Origin of the sequence: Ferrimonas balearica, assembly GCF_019802055.1 — a bacterium.
Lineage (GTDB): Bacteria > Pseudomonadota > Gammaproteobacteria > Enterobacterales > Shewanellaceae > Ferrimonas > Ferrimonas balearica_A.
The window spans coordinates 1-18,644 of sequence record NZ_JAHVHW010000011.1; the positions used below are offsets into that span (position 1 = coordinate 1).

The following is an 18,644-nucleotide window of genomic DNA, read 5'->3' on the forward strand; positions in this document are numbered from 1 at the left end:
TTTGCCTGGTGGCAATAGCGTTGTGGTCCCACCTGATCCCATGCCGAACTCAGAAGTGAAACGCAACCGCGCCGATGGTAGTGTGGGAGTTCCCATGCGAGAGTAGGTCACCGCCAGGCTCCTAATTTGCTGATATAGCTCAGTTGGTAGAGCGCACCCTTGGTAAGGGTGAGGTCCCCAGTTCGAATCTGGGTATCAGCACCATTCTTCAAAACCCAGCCTATCGGCTGGGTTTTGTCGTTTCTGGCTGCCAGTCATCGATCCCTTCCAAACCACTTCCGGACTTGTTCGTGATTCCGCACTCCTTTACCGTGAGGCGAGTGCTGAATAAGGATAAGGAACACCATGCGTTTTGAGATGATATGCACCGGAGAGGAGGTGCTGTCCGGCCAGATTGTCGATACCAACGCCGTTTGGGTTGCCCAGCAGTTGATGGAGCAGGGGATTGAGATGGCTCGTCGCACCACGGTGGGGGACAGACTTGAAGACCTGGTCGACGCCTTTGCTGCCTGTGCTGGCCGGGCTGACGTGGTGCTGGTTAATGGTGGCCTTGGCCCTACTGCGGATGACCTGAGCGCGGAAGCGATGGCACGGCTGCTTGGTGTGCCCCTGGAACTGAATCTTACCTGGCTGGAGACCATGACCCAGCTGTTTGAATCCCGGGGCCGCACCATGTCCGATAAGAATCGCAAGCAGGCGATGCTGCCCCAGGGAGCAGTGATGGTGGATAACCCAATCGGAACCGCTTGTGGATTTCGCGCCTACCACCAGGGCACCTGGTACTTCTTCACGCCAGGTGTGCCTTCAGAGCTCAAGCGTATGGTGAAGGAGCAGTTGCTCCCCTGGCTGAAGACGGCATTTCCTATTGAGGTGCCGGTTGGGCTTCATCGTTTACTGACCATTGGCCAGGGGGAGTCCAATCTGGCTCAACTGCTTGAACCGATTTCCTTGCCTGAAGGGGTGACGCTCGGCTTTCGCGCATCGCTTCCCTATATCGAGGTGAAGTTACTGCAGCGTAAGCCGGTAGAGGCGGGTGCGTGGCAAGCGTTGCTTGCAAGCTACCGTCAGGCACTGGGTGATGCTCTGGTCGGGGAGAACGTCTCATCCCTGCCGGACGTGGTGCACCAACTCCTGACAGACAGTGGGCAGACACTGGCTACCGCTGAGTCTTGTACCGGGGGAATGGTCGCGAGTCAGCTGGTTGATCTGGCGGGCAGTTCAGCGTATCTGCTGGCTGGATTGGTGACCTACAGTAACGACGCGAAATGCGCATTGCTGGGGGTCAGCAATGACACGCTGGCGCGTTACGGTGCAGTGTCACTGGAGACGGTGATTGAGATGGCCGACGGAGCTCGGCAACGTATGGGCAGTGACTTTGCGGTCAGCATCAGCGGTATCGCCGGGCCGGATGGGGGAACGGAAGAGAAGCCGGTTGGTACGGTTTGTTTTGCTTTGGCGACGCCGGATGGCTGTTTCGCTCAGACCCTGTTCCTGGGTGCCAGACGGCGTAACGACATCCGGCTGTTGGCCGCCACAGTGGCCCACGACATGGTTCGCAGGGCACTGTTGGGGCTGCCAATGTTGGCGGATTACGGCTATCTCAAACGAGTGGATAGCCGAAACCGTTAAGGTTTGAGGATGAACTCCAATTGGCCGGGTTGCACTCTGAGCTCCCGGCCAAATTGTCTGAGGAGGTCCTCCTGCCAACCCTGCTGATCGAGCTGGTAAACCGGCTGGTTCTCCAGAAACAACTGAACCACCTGCATCGCCTCCCGGCTTAACGGGATAAGGGCCTGTTCCAGCTCTTTCGGGCTGGCACTGACGTCAGACAGGCTGACATCCCGCAGGTAAAGGCTATGATCATTCCTATCGTACCAGGGTGTTGCGTTGAAAGTGAACGCTAACTCAGCCCGAAGCGGGATAAGCGGGGTGTTCACTTTGACACTGCTGCGGGTATGAATGGCAACCCGGTCTGGTTCCTCACCAATGGTGACCTCAATATCGGAAAGGGTCATTCGCGCGCTGAGCCCTGGGCTCAGCTCCGCCTTTTGCTCCTTCCGCAGGGCATCGTTGAGGTAGCCCTCCAGTTCACTCTCGGTCACGGTATAGGAGGCAGCACAGCCCCCTAACCCCAATGTCACCAGCAGCAGTGTCAGTACCCGCATCATTTACCCCGTGTTACGCAGGCCAGCAGCAATGCCAGCGATGGTGATCATCAGTGCCTGCTGCAGAGCCGGGTCTTCCGGCTCCTGGCGACAGCGACGCAGCAGTTCCGCCTGCAGGAAGTTAAGCGGATCAATGTAGGGGTGACGCAGGGCCACTGACTCTTTGTTCCAAGGGGTCAGGTCCATCAGTCCCTGCTCCTGAGTCAGGTCCAGCACACTGTGTACACCCACTTCCAGGCGGTGGCGCAGTGCGTCACCTAGTGCATGCAGCTCCGGCATCACCAGGATCTGCTCATAGTAGCGGGAGAGGTTTGGCTCAGACTTCGCGTACACCATCTCCAGCATCGACAGGCGAGTGCGGAACAGAGGCCAGTTCAGGAACATCTCCCGAAGGGTTTCCTTGTGGCCCTGCTCAATCGCGTTCTGGAGGCTCTCTCCAGCTCCCAGCCAGGCTGGCAGCATCAGTCGGTTCTGAGTCCAGGCGAAGATCCAGGGGATGGCGCGCAGGGACTCAACGCCGCCATCGGCGCGGCGTTTTGCCGGGCGGCTGCCCAGAGGCAGAGCGGAGAGCTCAAGCTCAGGGGTGGCAGCGCGGAAATAGGGGACAAAGTCTGGCTCATCCTGAACGATCTGACGGTAAGCGTTTACAGAGTCTTCTGCGATGCTGTCCATGAGATCCCGCCACTCCGGCTTGGGTGACAGAGGTGGCAGCAGGGTCGCCTCCAGCACCGCAGAGGTGTAGAGCGCCAGACTCTGCACTGCCACTTCCGGGAGGCCGAACTTAAAGCGGATCATCTCGCCCTGCTCAGTCACACGAAGGCGGCTGTCGACGGAGCCCGGCGGTTGAGACAGGATCGCTTCGTGAGCCGGGCCGCCACCACGACCAATGGAGCCACCGCGGCCGTGGAACAGAGTCAGCGCAACACCAGCATCCTTACACACATTCACCAGGGCTTCCTGAGCTCGGTATTGGGCCCAGGAGGCGGCCATTACCCCGGCATCCTTGGCGGAGTCGGAGTAGCCAATCATCACCTGCTGTTTGCCTCGGCAGTAGCCCAGGTACCAGTCGATATGCAGCAGGTTCTTCATTACCGAAGGGGCGTTGTCGAGATCGCTCAGGGTCTCGAACAAGGGGACGATCGGCAGGGCAAAACGGCAGTCGCACTCTTTCAGCAGCAGGGCAACGGCCAGCACGTCGGAGGCCTCACTGGCCATGGAGATTACGTAGGAGCCTAAGGCTTCCGGGCTTTGCGTGCCGATCAGGCGGCAGGTATCCAGCACCTCCTGAGTTTCCGGTGAGGCTTGCCACTGGTGCGGCAGCAGCGGGCGCCGACTGGCCAGTTCGCGCAGCAGGAAGGATTGTTTCTCCTCTTCGCTCCAGTGCAGGTAATCACCGAGCCCCAGATATCGGGTGATCTCTGCGATGGCGGAGGCATGGCGATCGGAGCTTTGACGGATATCCAGCCGCACCAGCGTCAGGCCAAAGCAGTGGATGCGGCGGATGGTATCAAGCAGCAGACCGTTGGCGATCAGGCGCATGCCCTGGTCCAACAGGCTTTGATAGATGGTATCCAGCGGCTTAAGCAGGTCCTGCTTCTGCCAGATGAGGGTACTCGGGTCCACCTTTGGCTGCTGGCCATCCAGTCGCGCCATCAGGTAGTCCTGGGTTTCGGTCAGTTGTTCACGCAGTTGGCGCAACAGCACTCGGTAGGGTTCGCGATGATCGCCGACCATGGCCCGGATCGCCTTGTCGCAGTCGGTCATCGAGAGTTCGCCGATCAGCTGGTTGATGTCCTCCAGATAGAGACGCACGGCGGTGCAGCGATTGCGCAGCAGCACCTCTTCGCTGACCTTGGCAGTCACAAAGGGGTTGCCGTCGCGGTCACCGCCCATCCAGCTGGAAAACTTCACCGGGGCGACATGGGGGGGCAGCTGACGGCCAGCGTGGTCCTCAACCTGCTCGTTCAGTTGGCGCAGGAACTCGGGAACCGCGTGCCAGAGGCTCGCCTCGATCGTGGCCAGCCCCCAGCGGGCTTCATCTACCGGTGTGGGACGCTGCTTACGGATCTCGTTGGTGTGCCAGATCTGTGCGACCAGCTGGCGCATACGGAGCTGATTGCGCTTGATTTCCCGCTCACTGAGCTGGGGATTCTCACGCTCGCTCAGGCACTCAATCAGTGCGGCGTACTTGCTGATCAGGGTACGGCGGGTAACCTCGGTCGGGTGGGCAGTCAGTACCAGATCGATCTCCAGCTTCTCCAGCTCATCGATCAACTGCTCAGGCTTGAGTTGGGCTTTGCCGTTAAACAGGCGGCCCAGCAACAGGTCTACCGGGTCCGGCACACACACCAACTCGTCGCAGTTGCGTGAGATGGTATGGAACTGCTCGGCAATGTTGGCGAGATTCAGGAACTGGTTGAAGGCGCTGGCAAAGGGGACCAACTGCTCATCAGGCAACTGCGAAAGCAGCGCCAGCATCTTGGATTGCGCATCAGCATCGCCCTGACGGGACGCCTTGGAGAGCTGACGCACCTCCTCAATCAAATTCAGAAAAGCTGCGCCATGCTCAGCTTCGATGGTCTCACCTAAAATCTCGCCCAGCAGATGGACGTTTGCCTTTAGGGGGGCGTACATGTCATTCATTGAGGTTCCCTTGCCTTATACCCGTTTGTTCTGATCCTGAGTGCCGCTATCGGCTGGGTCAATAGGCCGATTCGGAATTTCCTGCTCTGTGAAGGGAATTCTGTGCACTGTGCCCAAACTGCCTTTTTTCCGCCTCGAGCGACAAGCTTTTTCGAGAAAATAAAAATGCTTTGGGGTTGCATAATAAATCACTCTTGGTACTCTGTGTCACATCTCACGGAGTGAATGCCATGACTATGACTTGCTGGACCCTGCCTTTTCCCGTCATTCGACGACGATCCTGATTCCCCCCGGGCTATCAGGCCCACTCGCCGTACCCTACGTTTTATTATGACAATAAAGGAAAAAGACCATGATCCAGGTCGCCGTGATTGGTGCCTCTGGTTACACCGGAGCCATCCTGGCTAAATTGATTGCCCAACATCCTCAGATGACTCTGGCCGGGTGCTACGTTTCTGAGGGCAGTGTTGATAAGCATACTCCGCTTTCCCATCTCTATCCTGAGTTGCTCGGCCTGGTTGATCTGCCCCTGCAACCTCTGACCGATGAAGCGATCAAGCAACTTGGCAGCGAGGTTCAAGCGGTGTGTCTGGCGACGGAGCACCAGATCAGCGCAACGCTGGCACCTCAACTGCTCGCTCAAGGCCTGACGGTGTTTGACCTTTCCGGTGGCCACCGTTTTGCCGACTCCTCTGTCTACCCCAGCCATTATGGCTTTACCCACCCATCCCCCGAGCTGCTGACCGATGCGGTGTACGGGTTGGCAGAGTGGGCGGGTCAACCCTTGAGTGAAGCCGCGTTGATCGCCGTGCCTGGATGCTACCCGACTGCCGCGCTTACGGCACTCAAGCCGCTGAAAAACAATAACCTTATTAGTGGCGTTCCGGTGATTAATGCGGTCAGTGGTGTCTCTGGCGCTGGTCGGAAAGCCAGCCTGACCAACAGCTTCTGTCAGGTCAGTCTGACCCCTTACGGGGTGCTGGGGCATCGTCATCAGCCGGAGATTGAGACTCAGCTCGGCTGTCCTGTGGTGTTCACCCCCCACCTGGGGGCGTTCAAACGGGGGATTCTGGCCACCATTACCGTGCCGGTTGCTCCGGGATGCACCGAGGCCGATGTGGCTGACGCTTACGGGGTTTATGCGGGCAGCCCGGTGGTCAAACTGCTGCCAGAGGGTCAGTGGCCCAAAGTGGATGATGTCGCGGGTTCGGATCGCTGCCTGCTGGCCTGGAAGCTGGACAGCGAGCGCCAGATCCTGGTGGTGGCGAGTGCCATTGACAACCTGATGAAGGGGGCGGCAAGTCAGGCGCTCCAGTGCATAGTTATTCGGTTTGGCCTTGGGGGTGAAGTATGAAGACCATGGTGATCAAAGTGGGCGGGGCGTTGCTTGCCTGCGAAAAGGGGGTGGAGCGGCTCTTTTCTACCCTTAAAGAACTGAAAATCTCTGGCTGGAATGCGGTATTGGTTCACGGCGGTGGGGTATTGGTGGAGCAGCAGCTGACGGCCAATGGGTTTGTTTCCGAGAAGAAGCAGGGTCTGCGGGTCACTCCCGAGGAGCAGATGGACGTGGTGGCCGGGGCATTGGCGGGCAGCGCCAACACCCAGTTGGTGGCTGGCGCCATTGCCGCTGGTCTGAAACCTGTTGGCCTGTCTCTGGCCGATGGCGGGATGACTGAAGCACAGGTGCTGGACCCGGAGCTGGGAGCGGTTGGGAAGGTGACACCGGGGCAGCCCGAACTTCTGCAAACCCTTATCCAGCTTGGCATGCTGCCCATCATCAGTTCGATTGCGGTGGATACCGAGGGACAGCGCCTGAACGTCAACGCGGATCAGGCCGCCACGGTGATCTGCCAACTGCTTAATGCGGAACTCACCCTGCTGTCAGACGTGTCCGGCGTGTTGGACGGGAAGGGGCAGCTGGTTCCGAACCTGGATCCCGCCCTGGCCGCAGAGCTGACCCGTCAGGGGGTGATCGAGGGCGGCATGAAGGTGAAGGTGGAAGCGGCTCTGGAAGCGGCCCGCTCCATCAATAACCGGGTACTGGTAGCCAGCTGGCGCTACCCGGAACAGTTAGCTGCCCTGGTAAAGGGCGAGCCGGTGGGCACCCAGGTGCACCCCTGAGCGACAACGGACAAGGAACGAAACCATGAAACATCTATTGACCATCAAGGATTTGAGCCCGGATCAGATCCATCAACTGATTCAGTTGGCCAAAACCCTGAAGGCGGATTACACCCCCTATCAGGATGTCCTGAAGGGCCAATCCGTTGTCACTCTGTTTGAGAAACCGAGCTTGCGTACCCGGGTCAGCTTTGACATCGGTATCAACAAGCTGGGCGGACACAGCGTCTACCTGGACCAGCAGAATGGGGCTCTCGGCCAACGGGAGTCGGTGAAGGATTTCGCCATGAACCTGTCCCGTTGGTGCGATGCCATCGTGGCCCGGGTGTTCTCCCACCAAACTCTGGAGGAGCTGGCCCAGTACGCGACGGTACCGGTAGTGAACTCGCTGTCCGATCTCTATCACCCGTGCCAGGGTCTGGCGGATTTCCTGACTTTGTCCGAGCAGTACGACGATCTGTCAAAGGTTAAGCTGGGCTACGTGGGCGACGGCAACAATGTCACTCATTCACTGATGTTCGCTGCCGCCAAGCTGGGGGCTGCCATGGTGGTGGTTTGCCCTCCTGGCCACTTCCCGGATGGTCAGGTGGTCACGGAAGCGCAAGCGATCGCCGCGCAACATGGCGGCTCCCTGGTGCTTTCCTCAGATCTGGCGGCGCTGGAAGGGGTCGATGCCCTTTACGCGGATACCTGGATCTCCATGGGCGACAGCACCCCATTCGAGGCGATCAAAGCCAAGTTCATGCCCTACCAAATCAACAGCAAGCTGATGACGCTGACCGGCGCCAAGCATGTACTGCACTGTCAGCCTGCTCACCGTGAAGTGGAGATCACATCCGAAGTGATGGATTCCCCGGCCTCCCTGATCCTGGACCAGGCCGAAAACCGGATGCATATCCAGAACGCCATTTTGCTCGAATTGATGAAGGACTAAGACCATGACCAAAATTAAAAAAGTTGTTCTCGCGTACTCCGGTGGACTGGATACCTCTGCCATCATCCCCTGGCTGAAGGAGCAGCATGACTGCGAGGTGGTGGCCTTTGTTGCCGATGTGGGTCAGGGCGCAGAAGAGCTCGAAGGGGTGGAAGCCAAAGCGCTGGCATCCGGCGCTTCCAGCTGCCATGTAGTGGACCTGAAAGAGGCGTTTGTTGAGGACTACATCAACCCGATCCTTCAAACCGGTGCGCTTTATGAGGGCACCTACCTGCTGGGTACCGCCATGGCGCGTCCCATCATTGCCAAAGCGCAGGTCGAGCTGGCTTTGCAGGTGGGCGCGGACGCGCTCGCTCACGGCTGTACCGGCAAAGGCAACGATCAGGTGCGTTTCGAGTCCACCTACGCGGCTCTGGCGCCGGAACTGGCCGTGGTCGCCCCTTGGCGGGAGTGGACCATGAAGTCCCGTACCGATCTGCTGAACTACCTGGCCAGCAAAAACATCCCCACCACCGCCTCTGCGGAGAAGATCTACAGCCGTGACGCCAACGCCTGGCACATCTCCCACGAAGGGGGCGAGCTGGAAGACCCATACTGCGAGCCGAGCGAGCAGGTATGGACCTGGACCCAATCCCCGGAGCAGGCTCCCAACGAAGCGCAGTACGTCAGTCTGCAGTTCGAATCCGGCGTACTGACTGCGGTGGACGGTGAAGCGATGAGCCCTTACAACGCGCTGAACTACCTCAATGGTGTGGCAGCAAAGCATGGGGTGGGCCGGATCGACATCGTGGAAAACCGTCTGGTGGGCATGAAGTCCCGCGGTTGCTACGAGACTCCCGGAGGCACGGTGATCAACAATGCCCTGCGTGGTCTGGAGACGCTGGTGCTGGATAAAGCGGCCTTTAAATTCCGCGAGCAGATCGGCCTGGAGTTCTCTCATGTGCTGTATGACGGACGCTGGTTTACCCCGGTGGCCAAGGCCCAACTGGCTGCAGCACAAAGCCTGGCAGAAGCCCTGACCGGCGAGATCGTGGTGAAGCTCTATAAGGGCCATGCCACCGTCGTGAAACGTCAGAGTCCCAACAGCCTCTACTCTGAAGCGTTCTCTACCTTCGAGGAGGATGAGGTGTATAACCAGAAGCACGCTGAAGGCTTTATCCGGTTGTTCAGCCTGTCCAGCCGGATCGCCGCCATGCACAAGGAGCAGCAGTAATATGGCTGAAAAAGGGGCCCTGTGGGGCGGTCGGTTCAGCGGCGCCGCAGACAGCCGCTTCAAGTTGTTCAACGACTCCCTGCCCGTGGATTACCGTTTGGTACAGCAGGACATTACCGGCTCCATTGCCTGGGCCGGTGCCCTGCAGCAGGTGGGAGTACTCAATGAACTGGAGCACGGCTCGCTGGTCAAGGCACTGCATGAACTGGCGGAGTCCGTGACTGACGAACAGATCCTGGATTCCGGTGCCGAGGACATTCACAGCTTTGTGGAAGGGGCGCTGATCGAGAAGGTAGGCGACCTGGGCAAAAAGCTGCATACCGGGCGTTCCCGGAATGACCAGGTGGCCACGGACCTGAAACTCTGGTGCAAAGATCAGTGCGAGTTGCTGATAGAGGCATTGGTTCGTCTGCAGCAGCAACTGTTGAGTCTGGCTCAGCGGGAGGCCCAAACGGTTCTGCCGGGCTATACCCATCTGCAACGGGCGCAGCCCATCACCTTTGGCCACTGGTGTCTGGCGTATGTGGAGATGCTGGAGCGGGACCTAACCCGGGTTAAGGACGCCGTAGCGCGTCTGGATCGCTGCCCTCTGGGCAGTGGCGCTCTGGCCGGCACCGCCTATCCGGTGGACCGTCAGGCCCTGGCCCATGCGCTTGGGTTTGCCAGTGCAACCGCCAACAGTCTGGATGCAGTCTCTGACCGCGACCACGTGGTGGAACTGTGCAGCGCGGCGGCGACAGCGATGATGCACCTCTCCCGCTTTGCGGAGGATCTGATCTTCTACAACAGTGGCGAGGCGGGATTCATTGAGTTGTCCGATGCGGTGACCTCCGGCTCCTCGCTGATGCCGCAGAAGAAAAACCCCGATGCGCTGGAGCTGATCCGGGGCAAGACGGGCCGGGTTTACGGTGCGTTGATTGGCATTCTGACCACCATGAAAGCCCTCCCTATGGCCTACAACAAGGACATGCAGGAGGACAAAGAGGGGCTGTTTGATGCCCTGGACACCTGGTTGGCTTGTACCGAGATGGCGACCCTGGTGCTGGAAGGCCTCAAGGTCAATGCAACACGGACTCTGGCGGCCGCCCAGCAGGGCTACGCCAATGCGACAGAACTGGCGGATTACCTGGTTTCCAAGGGGATGCCGTTCCGGGAAGCACACCATGTGGTGGGCGAAGTCGTGGTGGCGGCGATTGCCGCTCAGAAAGCACTGGAAGACTTTACCCTGCCGGAGCTTCAGGCCTACAGCGAGGTGATTCAATCCGATGTGTTCCAGCACCTCACCATTGATGCCTGTCTGGCCAAGCGGGACACCCTGGGTGGCACCGCTCTGATCCAGGTGGAGCAGGCACTGGGAAGTCGCGAGGCCAAAGAGTCGCTGGCTGAGCGAGATGCACTGGGCGGCACGGCGCCTGAGCAGGTGCTGCATGCGCTGGACACCAGCCAGCAGCGTTTGAACGCTCACAAGGCTGAGATCCTCAAGGTACGCAACGCCAAGCTGTCTGACGTGGACGCCATTCACGCCATCAACGCTTACTGGGCTGAGAAGGGGGATACCCTGCCTCGCAGCCGGGACGACGTACTGCGGGACATCCTCGATTTCTCCGTGGCGGAGCAGGAGGGCAAGGTGGTTGGCTGTGCCTCTCTCTACATCTACGAGACCGGATTGGCGGAGATGCGTTCAGTGGGGATCGATCCGAATCACCACGGAGCGGGTCAGGGGCGAGCCCTGGTGGATTATATGCTCCAGCGTGGTCGGGAACTCGAACTGCAACGGGTTATCGTGCTGACTCGCGTACCGGGCTTCTTTGGCAAGCTGGGCTTTGAGCGAACCGATATGGAAGGGTTACCGGAGAAAGTGATCAAGGATTGCGAGCTCTGCCCACGTAAGCACGCCTGTGACGAAGTGGCGATGCAGTACCGCTTCGATTGAGCCGGTAGCGCCATAAAAAAGCCGCCCGATTGGGCGGCTTTTTCGTGGTCTCAGAACAGCTCTTCGGTGGCTTCCTGTTCAAAGATGGGCGTTTCCGTCTGGACCGCTTCGGCCAGTTCGGTGGGCGCGGTGCCATCAATGAAATACTCGAAACGGGAGCTGGAGTCTGTGCGGTTGGACAGCTTGCCGCTGGCCAGGTCGATCCGCGCGGTTACGATCCCGCCCGGCACCACAATTCCCTGCTCGGGAACCCCCTGAAGCACCTGATGCATAAACTGGTTCCAGGCCGGACCTGCGGTTTTTGCACCAGACTCACCGGCGGTGATCTGGTCCTGCGGACCGTAAGGGTTCCAGCGGGTGCGACCGAGTTGGCGACCGTGGTCATCGAAGCCGACCCAGGCGGTGGCGACCATATCGGGCGCAAACCCGGTGAACCAGGTGTCTCTTGCTTCGTTAGTGGTACCCGTTTTGCCGCCGATGTCGTGACGTTTGATCAAGCGGGCGGCACGCCAGGCGGTACCGTTCCAGCCGGTACCCTGGCTCCAGTCACCACCACCCCAGATCACGGACTTCAGGGTCTCGTGGATCAGGAAGGCGTTTTGCTCGCTGATGATCTGCGGTGCCAGACGGTCTGCGGGCCAGAGACACTGCTGAGCAAATTCCGGCAGATTGTCATCGGCTCCGGCAGCTTGTTCAGCCAGCGCGGTCTTGCAGTCCAGGCAGGCAATCTTGGGCTGGGCCTCGAAGATCTGGTTGCCGCTGTGGTCTTCAATCCGCTCAATAAAGTAGGGGTCCACCAGGAAGCCGCCATTGGCGAATACCGAGAAAGCCCGCACGTTCTCCAGCGGTGTGACGGAAGCGGAGCCCAGAGAGATGGACTCGTTACGGGGCAGATCCGCGCGATCGAAGCCAAACTTGGCAGCGTGGTCGATAAAGGTATCCACGCCGATGTCACGAATCACCCGAACCGCCATGACGTTGATCGACTGCGCCAGACCCTGGCGAACCCGGGTCGGGCCGGTGTAGACGTCCGGTGAGTTGCGCGGACGCCAGGCGGTACCCTGGCTGCGATCCCACTGGTTGATGGGCGCGTTGTTCACCAGCGTCGACAGGGTAAAGCCATTCTCCAGCGCACTGGAGTACAGGAAGGGCTTGATGTTGGAGCCCAACTGACGCTTTGCCTGAGTCACGCGGTTGTATTGGCTCTGACCAAAGTCATAGCCTCCAACCAGGGCTCGGATCGCCCCATCTTCCGGGTCCATGGCAACAAAGGCGCTGCTGACTTCGGGAACCTGGCTCAGCCACCAGTGATCGTCATGACGGCGGATCCAGATCTGGTCGCCTGGCGTCAGCACCTCGCCCGCCGTTTTCGGCGCGTTACCCTGGCGAGTGTCAGAGATGAACTCACGAGCCCAGTTGATCCCCTCCCAGGGCAGGGTGAGGGTTTCGCCTTCGGCGTTCATCACCTCGGCCTGCTTCTCCTCAACATTCAGAACCACTGCAGGATGGATATCCCGGTGACGATTAACGCCTTTCAGGTGGGCCTGGATCTGCTCGGGAGTCCACGCTTCGGCACTGGGGGTGCCGCTCTGCTCTGTCAACGGTTCACCCCAAAGACGGGTTTGCGGACCGCGATAGCCGTGGCGGGTGTCATAGGCAAACAGATTGTCCAGCAGGGCTCGCTGAGCCGCGTGCTGCTGATCTGAGCGAACGGTAGTGTAGATGTTGAAACCACTGGTGTAGGCGGCTTCCTCACCGTAGGTGGCGACCATGTAGTCACGCACCATCTCGGCGATGTAAGGGGCGTAGAGATCGATCTCTGCACCGTGGTAGCGAGCCGTTACCGGCGCCTGACGGGCCTCATCAAACTCAGCACGGGTGATGTAGCCCACGTCCAGCATCCGTCCCAATACCACGTTGCGGCGCGTCATGGCGCGCTCAGGGTTGCGGATCGGGTTTGCGGCGGAGGGCGCCTGAGGCAGACCGGCGATCATCGCCATCTCAGCCAGGGTCAGGTCACTCACATCACGGCCGTAGTAGACCTGAGCTGCCGCACCAACGCCATAAGCCCGGTTACCCAGGAAGCTTCGGTTGAGATAGAGCTCGAGGATCTCCTCTTTGGTCAGCAGACGCTCAATCTCAAGGGCCAGGAAGATCTCCTTCACCTTACGGATATAGGTCTTCTCGCGACTCAGGAAGAAGTTACGGGCGACCTGCATGGTGATGGTACTGGCACCCTGAGATTTTCGGCCGGTGGTCACCAGTACCACGGCAGCACGAATCACACCGATGGGGTCCACCCCATGGTGTTCGAAGAAGCGGGCATCTTCCGTCGCCAACACGGCGTCGATCAGCGGCTGAGGGATCTCCTCATAGCGCAGAGGTATACGGCGTTTCTCACCGAACTGAGACATCAACAGGCCATCGGCACTGTAGACGCGCATCGGGGTTTGCAGCTGCACGGTCTTCAGAGATTCCACTCCGGGCAGGGTCGGTGCGATCCATAAGTAGAGGCCGGCGAGGGCGCCGATCCCCAGTAGACCCAGGACAGTAAGCGCAATTAAAAGGCGTTTGAGCCATTTCACGTTACGGGATTCCACTCTGTCGGTGAACACAAAAGGCACAGTATACCCTTCTCAACCTTGACCAAAAAGGCATCAATCCGGAATTGATTGAGGTGGGAAAAGGGCTGCGCCGAGTAAAAAGTGGTGCTAGTCTAGCAACGGACATAACAAGGACTTAACGACTGGCAGGGAGCATGCTTTCCAAATTGTTCAAACCCCGTTTACCTCGGATGGTTGGGGTGGACATCGGTTCTCGTGAAGTCAAAGCGATCTTACTGGCTGAGACCCCCGATGGCTACCAGGTTGATGGTGCAGCGCGTGTCCCGTTACCGCGGGGGGCGGTTGTCGATCGCGAAATCAAAGACCCTATCGCCGTTTCTGAAGCGATGGCACGCATCCGTGCGCAACTTCCCCGAGGCGTCAAATTCGGCGCTGCTTCCGTGTCCGGCTCCACCGTGATGACCAAAGTGATCCAGATGGACGCCACCCTGTCGGACGAGGAGCTGGAGGCTCAGATTGAGATCGAGGCGGATAACCTCATCCCCTATCCTCTCGAAGAGGTGAACATCGACTTTGAGACGCTGAAGGTCAGTGACAGGGACCCGGCCAAAGTGGATGTGCTTCTTGCTGCCTGCCGTTCCGATAATGTTGATGCCCGCGTTGATGCACTGGAAGCCGCTGAACTGGAATCCAAGGTGATCGACGTTGAGGGCTATGCCCTGGGTCGAAGCTTCAAACTGCTGGTGGACCAGGTACCCGATAGCGACGCGGGCAAAACCGTGGCCTTGGTGGATGTTGGCGCGAGCATGACCACCTTTGCGGTGGTGGATAACGGCGAAACCGTCTTTATCCGTGAGCAGGCGTTTGGGGGCGAGCAGTTTACTCAGTCGATTCTCTCCTACTACGGCATGAGCTACGAAGAAGCGGAAGCGGCCAAGGTCAATGAAGAGCTGCCCCGCAACTACGTGTTTGAGGTACTGGCCCCTTTCCAGACTCAACTGCTTCAGCAGATCCGCCGAACGCTTCAGATCTACTGCAACGCGTCGGGCAAGGAGAAGGTGGATTACCTGCTGCTCAGCGGTGGCAGCTCTGCCATTGAGGGTTTGACGACCATGCTCAGCAATGAGTTGGGGATCCCAACCAGCATCGTGGCCCCCTTTGAGAGTCGCCTGAAGGCCAGCGATCGGTTGCCGGCCCAGATCAGGGAAGAGATTCCACGGTATATGGTGGCCTGCGGTTTGGCGCTAAGGAGCTTTGAACCATGGCACACATAAACCTATTGCCCTGGCGGGAGACCGAGCGCGCCCGCCGCAAGAAAGAGTATCTGTATCTGCTGGGCGCGGTGGCCGTGTCGACGGTGGCCCTGATCATGATCGTTAACTTCTGGGTGGGTCATAAGCAGGAGTTGCAGCAAGAGCGAAACCGCTACCTGCAGACCGAGATCGCCAAGCTGGAACAGCAGATTGTTGAGATCAGCAAGATCAAAGAGCAGAAGAAGAATCTAACCCGTCGAATCGACGTCATTGAGGCGTTGCAGCAGCGTCGTCACCTGCCGGTGCAGGTGATGAACGAACTGGCCCGAGTGATGGTGCCTGGTGTCTTCCTCACCAAATTGGAAGTGATGGACGGTAAGGTGCTGGTTGAGGGGTACTGTGAGTCCAACAACCACCTGGCCAACCTGATGAGAGAAGTGGAGCAGGCGCGCTGGCTGGCCAGCCCGAGAGTGCAGCAGATTGTTGCGGCGAACGGCCCGACGGACCAACCGGGCCGGATCCACGCCTTCAAGTTGGAACTGGATGTTCTGCACCAAGGCGATGGGCCAATCAAACAGGATGAAGTCATGGCTTCAGCGGTGGGAGGTTAACAGGGATGGATCTCAAACAGTTTGAGGGCCTGGACTTCGAAAACATCGCCATCTGGCCCAAGGAAGTCAAAGTGGTTTTCGGGGTGGTGCTGGCGGTGCTGGTTGGCGTCGCGGGCTATTTTCTGGTGATCAAAGACTCACTGGATACCTTGAGAAACCTGGAGAGCAAAGAGGTGAGCCTGCGGGCTGACTTTGAAGCCAAGTATCGTCTCGCCGCCAACCTGCCGCGTTATCGTGAGCAGTTGGCCCAGATGCAGGAGCAGTTCCAGGAGATGTTGGGGATGCTGCCGACCCAGAGCGAGATGCCGGGACTGCTCGACGACGTCACCTTTCTGGCAACCGACGCGAACCTGCGGATCTCCAGCCTGAACTGGCTGCCGGAACAGCACAAAGAGTTCTACGTGGAACTGCCGATTGAGATGAAGATTCAGGGCGGTTACCACGAGTTTGGACAGTTTTCTGCGGGCGTGGCCAATTTGCCGCGAATTGTCAGTCTTCATGATTTCACCATGGTGCGTTCTGACGACGGCGTGGCGATGACCGTGCAAGCGAAGACCTACCGCTTCGCCGAGCTGGAACAGGAGGCCAAAAAACAATGAGATATTGGTTACTTCTGTTGACTGGCCTGCTGGCCGGATGCTCGGGAGATATGGATGAGTTGCGCCAGTATGTGGCCGACGTACAGGCGCGGCCGGTTCCGTTTACTGAGCCGCCGGTAGTGCCGCCCGAATTTACCTCTGTACCCTACCAGGTGGCGCAGTTGCGCAGCCCCTTCGAGCAGTCGGTCAGAAGCATCACCGAACCACTCGAATTGGGCCGTCCGGACTGTCCGCAGCCGGATCACCAGCGTGAAAGAGCCTATCTGGAGGCCTATGCGCTCGACAGTCTGGATCTGAAAGGCACCATGCAGGATCCCCAGCGTTACTGGGCCCTATTACTGGCCGGTGATGGCAATGTGTATACCGTTAAGGAGGGGGACTATCTGGGCCTCTTCAACGGTCAGGTTGCATCCATTGATGAGTCCGGGGTAATGGTGTCGGAGTGGATCCCCGATGGAAATGGTTGTTGGAATCAGCGGGATACAAAATTGGTTTTGGCTCAGGATCAATAACAAGGACGACTTATGAGTTTTTTTAAAGGGATTCGGCAGGGACTGCCGCGTTTCGAACATCGCTTCATCGCACGTCGTCTGTTGCTGGGCGGTGCCCTGTTAACCGCTGCCAGCAGTGTCTGGGCGGGAACGCTGGAAGATTTGCGCTACCAGGCGCAGGTTGATGGCATGCTGGAAGTGGAGCTGACCTTCGACCAACTGGAGTCTGAGCCCCAGATCTCGGTTTCCGCTAACCCGGCAGAGATCCGATTCCGCTTTCCGGATGGCGTATCCGGGCTGCAGTTGAGCCAGATCCCCATCGACCTGAAAGGGGTCAAGGCGGTGGAGACCCGGTCAGGTGCCGGTGGCCTGGATGTGGTATTCCAGCTGGAGAAGATGACCACCTATAAAGGCGCCGTGGACGGCAACCGCTACCGGGTGACCTTCAACGACAACTTTGCCGTCAGCAAGACCGAGACCAGCCAATTCCTGAATCGCATTGAGGATATCAACTTCCATCGCGGTAATGAGGGGCAGGCGCTGTTTGCCCTGACGCTGAGCAACCCCACTGCCGCTGCGAACATTGAGCGGATAGGCAGCGATCTGGAACTGACCCTCTACAACACCCAGATCCAGGATGAAGACCTGTACATTGTGGATGTTCAGGATTTCAGCACGCTGGTGCGGGGTTTCGAGACCTTCCGCGATAACTTCAACACCCGTATCCGCATCGATACCCAGGGCGAATTCGATTATGACACCCGCCAGGAGGGCAACCGCTTCCTGATCGAGATTGCGGAACGCACTCAGCCCCGCCTGGAAGATAAGGTGTATGCGGGCAGCGCCCTGTCGATGAACTTTCAGGATGTGCCGGTGCGCACCGTCCTGCAGATCATTGCGGACCACAACAAGTTCAACCTGGTCACCACCGAGAACGTCTCCGGAAACCTGACTCTGCATCTGGACAAGGTGCCCTGGGACCAGGCACTGGATATGATCCTCAAGATCCGGGGGCTGGATAAGCGCATTGAGGGCAATATCCTGCTGGTGGCGCCTCGTGAGGAGCTGGCGGCTCAGGAAAGCCTGGAGCTGCGCGCGGCCCAGGAAGTTCGCGAAGTGGCGCCGCTGTTCTCCGAATACCTGCAGATCAACTACGCCAAGGCCGTGGATATTGCCGCTCTGTTGGATGGTGAAAATAACAGTCTGCTGTCCGAGCGCGGTTCCGTCTCTGTTGATGAGCGAACCAATACCCTGTTGATCCACGACACGGCAGAACGTCTGGAAGATATCCACCGGCTTGTTGATATTCTTGATATTCCGGTGAAGCAGGTGGTGATCGAGTCGCGGATGGTGACCGTGCGGGACAATATCAACGAAGAGCTGGGCATTCGCTGGGGCATCAGCGATCAGCAGGGCGATAAAGGCACCGCAGGGACTCTGCCGGGGGCAGAGGACATTGCCAATGGCATTATCCCCTCTCTGAATGATCGGTTGAACGTGAACCTACCGGTTGTCGAGCCCGCGGGCAGCATCGCATTTCACGTTGCCAAACTGGGCGACGGCACCCTGTTGGATCTGGAGCTGTCGGCTTTGGAGCGTGAAAACAAGGGGGAGATCATCGCCAGTCCCCGACTGACCACGGCTAACCAGTTTACCGCCTTTATCGAACAGGGTACGGAGATCCCCTTCGTGCAATCCACTTCCAGTGGCGCCACCTCGGTGGAGTTCAAAAAAGCGGTTCTGGGGCTGACGGTGACGCCGCAGATCACGCCGGATAACCGGATTGTGCTGGACCTGACCGTTACTCAGGATACCCGTGGTGAAACGGTGCAAACTGCCACCGGACCGGCAGTGGCCATCGATACACAGCGGATCTCCACTCAGGTTCTGGCAAAAAATGGGGAGACCATCGTTTTGGGTGGGATTTTCCAGCAGCAGCAACTGAATACCGTGAGCAAAGTGCCGGTGCTTGGGGACATCCCGCTGGTCGGTGTGCTGTTCCGGAATACTCAGGATTTCACTGAGAAAAAGGAGCTGCTGATCTTCGTAACGCCCAAAATTGTTATCGAAGAGTTCTGATTCTCAATCTCAAGGCGGCGCCCCTGCGCCGCCTTCTA

At 58.7% G+C, this 18,644-nt stretch carries 14 protein-coding genes, 1 tRNA gene and 1 rRNA gene; 13 read left to right on the forward strand and 3 right to left on the reverse strand.

All coding sequences use genetic code 11. From position 1 onward, the window contains the following. Nucleotides 1-4 precede the first annotated feature (4 nt). The 3 genes from rrf (at nucleotide 5) to KUV52_RS15895 (ending at nucleotide 1,629) form a co-directional block, all read left to right on the forward strand. Nucleotides 5-119 (forward strand): 5S ribosomal RNA (gene rrf / locus KUV52_RS15885). A 9-nt stretch (nucleotides 120-128) separates the two neighbouring features. Beyond that, a tRNA-Thr gene (locus KUV52_RS15890) sits at nucleotides 129-204 on the forward strand. A 141-nt stretch (nucleotides 205-345) separates the two neighbouring features. Beyond that, nucleotides 346-1,629 carry a competence/damage-inducible protein A gene (locus tag KUV52_RS15895; RefSeq protein WP_222526926.1) on the forward strand — a complete coding sequence of 428 codons (1,284 nt, stop codon included), beginning with the start codon at nucleotides 346-348 and terminating at the stop codon, nucleotides 1,627-1,629. Here KUV52_RS15895 and KUV52_RS15900 read toward each other — a convergent pair. Then, a complete protein-coding gene (locus KUV52_RS15900) occupies nucleotides 1,626-2,165 on the reverse strand; it encodes a DUF1439 domain-containing protein (RefSeq protein WP_222526927.1) in 540 nt (179 codons plus the stop codon). The two genes, KUV52_RS15895 and KUV52_RS15900, sit on opposite strands and share 4 nt — an antisense overlap. A gap of 3 nt (nucleotides 2,166-2,168) precedes the next feature. Next, entirely contained in the window at nucleotides 2,169-4,808 is a 2,640-nt protein-coding gene (ppc, locus tag KUV52_RS15905) for a phosphoenolpyruvate carboxylase (protein ID WP_222526928.1), read from the reverse strand. A 352-nt stretch (nucleotides 4,809-5,160) separates the two neighbouring features. Here ppc and argC point away from each other — a divergent pair, with 352 nt between their 5' ends. Genes argC through argH form a run of 5 tightly spaced genes read left to right on the forward strand, consistent with a single transcriptional unit; the run spans nucleotide 5,161 to nucleotide 11,009 of the window. Beyond that, nucleotides 5,161-6,162 carry an N-acetyl-gamma-glutamyl-phosphate reductase gene (argC, locus tag KUV52_RS15910; protein ID WP_222526929.1) on the forward strand — a complete coding sequence of 334 codons (1,002 nt, stop codon included), beginning with the start codon at nucleotides 5,161-5,163 and terminating at the stop codon, nucleotides 6,160-6,162. After that, nucleotides 6,159-6,929: an acetylglutamate kinase gene (argB, locus tag KUV52_RS15915; protein WP_222526930.1), complete on the forward strand. Its 771-nt coding sequence runs from the start codon at nucleotides 6,159-6,161 to the stop codon at nucleotides 6,927-6,929. The genes argC and argB overlap by 4 nt, the downstream gene beginning before the upstream one ends. A gap of 25 nt (nucleotides 6,930-6,954) precedes the next feature. Continuing rightward, complete coding sequence (locus tag KUV52_RS15920) at nucleotides 6,955-7,863, forward strand: ornithine carbamoyltransferase (protein WP_222526931.1); 909 nt, start codon at nucleotides 6,955-6,957, stop codon at nucleotides 7,861-7,863. 4 nt (nucleotides 7,864-7,867) lie between these two features. Next, a complete protein-coding gene (locus tag KUV52_RS15925; RefSeq protein ID WP_222526932.1) occupies nucleotides 7,868-9,076 on the forward strand; it encodes an argininosuccinate synthase in 1,209 nt (402 codons plus the stop codon). 1 nt (nucleotide 9,077) lies between these two features. Then, entirely contained in the window at nucleotides 9,078-11,009 is a 1,932-nt protein-coding gene (gene argH / locus KUV52_RS15930) for an argininosuccinate lyase (protein ID WP_222526933.1), read from the forward strand. Nucleotides 11,010-11,059: 50 nt separating this feature from the next. On the opposite strand, the gene KUV52_RS15935 is transcribed toward argH, so the two are convergent. Then, nucleotides 11,060-13,594 carry a penicillin-binding protein 1A gene (locus KUV52_RS15935; RefSeq protein ID WP_222526934.1) on the reverse strand — a complete coding sequence of 845 codons (2,535 nt, stop codon included), beginning with the start codon at nucleotides 13,592-13,594 and terminating at the stop codon, nucleotides 11,060-11,062. A 173-nt stretch (nucleotides 13,595-13,767) separates the two neighbouring features. Here KUV52_RS15935 and KUV52_RS15940 point away from each other — a divergent pair, with 173 nt between their 5' ends. The 5 genes from KUV52_RS15940 to KUV52_RS15960 are packed head-to-tail and all read left to right on the forward strand — an operon-like array spanning nucleotide 13,768 to nucleotide 18,606. Then, the gene (locus KUV52_RS15940) at nucleotides 13,768-14,847 is read left to right on the forward strand and encodes a pilus assembly protein PilM (protein ID WP_222526935.1); all 1,080 of its coding nucleotides are present in this window, start codon (nucleotides 13,768-13,770) and stop codon (nucleotides 14,845-14,847) included. Then, nucleotides 14,835-15,437, forward strand: a complete 603-nt coding sequence (locus tag KUV52_RS15945) for a PilN domain-containing protein (protein WP_222526936.1) — start codon at nucleotides 14,835-14,837, stop codon at nucleotides 15,435-15,437. The genes KUV52_RS15940 and KUV52_RS15945 overlap by 13 nt, the downstream gene beginning before the upstream one ends. A gap of 5 nt (nucleotides 15,438-15,442) precedes the next feature. Next, the gene (locus tag KUV52_RS15950; protein ID WP_222526937.1) at nucleotides 15,443-16,036 is read left to right on the forward strand and encodes a type 4a pilus biogenesis protein PilO; all 594 of its coding nucleotides are present in this window, start codon (nucleotides 15,443-15,445) and stop codon (nucleotides 16,034-16,036) included. Further along, on the forward strand, nucleotides 16,033-16,548 hold the full coding sequence (locus KUV52_RS15955; protein WP_222526938.1) for a pilus assembly protein PilP: 516 nt from the start codon (nucleotides 16,033-16,035) through the stop codon (nucleotides 16,546-16,548). The genes KUV52_RS15950 and KUV52_RS15955 overlap by 4 nt, the downstream gene beginning before the upstream one ends. Before the next feature lie 12 nt (nucleotides 16,549-16,560). Then, the gene (locus KUV52_RS15960) at nucleotides 16,561-18,606 is read left to right on the forward strand and encodes a type IV pilus secretin PilQ (RefSeq protein WP_222526939.1); all 2,046 of its coding nucleotides are present in this window, start codon (nucleotides 16,561-16,563) and stop codon (nucleotides 18,604-18,606) included. Nucleotides 18,607-18,644: the final 38 nt, after the last annotated feature.

Excerpts from the sequence above, each read along its gene's own strand:
- KUV52_RS15895 (WP_222526926.1), top strand. The coding sequence starts at position 346 with ATGCGTTTTGAGATGATATGCACCGGAGAGGAGGTGCTGTCCGGCCAG.
- KUV52_RS15900 (WP_222526927.1), bottom strand. The coding sequence starts at position 2,165 with ATGCGGGTACTGACACTGCTGCTGGTGACATTGGGGTTAGGGGGCTGT.
- ppc (WP_222526928.1), bottom strand. The coding sequence starts at position 4,808 with ATGAATGACATGTACGCCCCCCTAAAGGCAAACGTCCATCTGCTGGGC.
- argC (WP_222526929.1), top strand. The coding sequence starts at position 5,161 with ATGATCCAGGTCGCCGTGATTGGTGCCTCTGGTTACACCGGAGCCATC.
- argB (WP_222526930.1), top strand. The coding sequence starts at position 6,159 with ATGAAGACCATGGTGATCAAAGTGGGCGGGGCGTTGCTTGCCTGCGAA.
- KUV52_RS15920 (WP_222526931.1), top strand. The coding sequence starts at position 6,955 with ATGAAACATCTATTGACCATCAAGGATTTGAGCCCGGATCAGATCCAT.
- KUV52_RS15925 (WP_222526932.1), top strand. The coding sequence starts at position 7,868 with ATGACCAAAATTAAAAAAGTTGTTCTCGCGTACTCCGGTGGACTGGAT.
- argH (WP_222526933.1), top strand. The coding sequence starts at position 9,078 with ATGGCTGAAAAAGGGGCCCTGTGGGGCGGTCGGTTCAGCGGCGCCGCA.
- KUV52_RS15940 (WP_222526935.1), top strand. The coding sequence starts at position 13,768 with ATGCTTTCCAAATTGTTCAAACCCCGTTTACCTCGGATGGTTGGGGTG.
- KUV52_RS15945 (WP_222526936.1), top strand. The coding sequence starts at position 14,835 with ATGGCACACATAAACCTATTGCCCTGGCGGGAGACCGAGCGCGCCCGC.
- KUV52_RS15950 (WP_222526937.1), top strand. The coding sequence starts at position 15,443 with ATGGATCTCAAACAGTTTGAGGGCCTGGACTTCGAAAACATCGCCATC.
- KUV52_RS15955 (WP_222526938.1), top strand. The coding sequence starts at position 16,033 with ATGAGATATTGGTTACTTCTGTTGACTGGCCTGCTGGCCGGATGCTCG.
- KUV52_RS15960 (WP_222526939.1), top strand. The coding sequence starts at position 16,561 with ATGAGTTTTTTTAAAGGGATTCGGCAGGGACTGCCGCGTTTCGAACAT.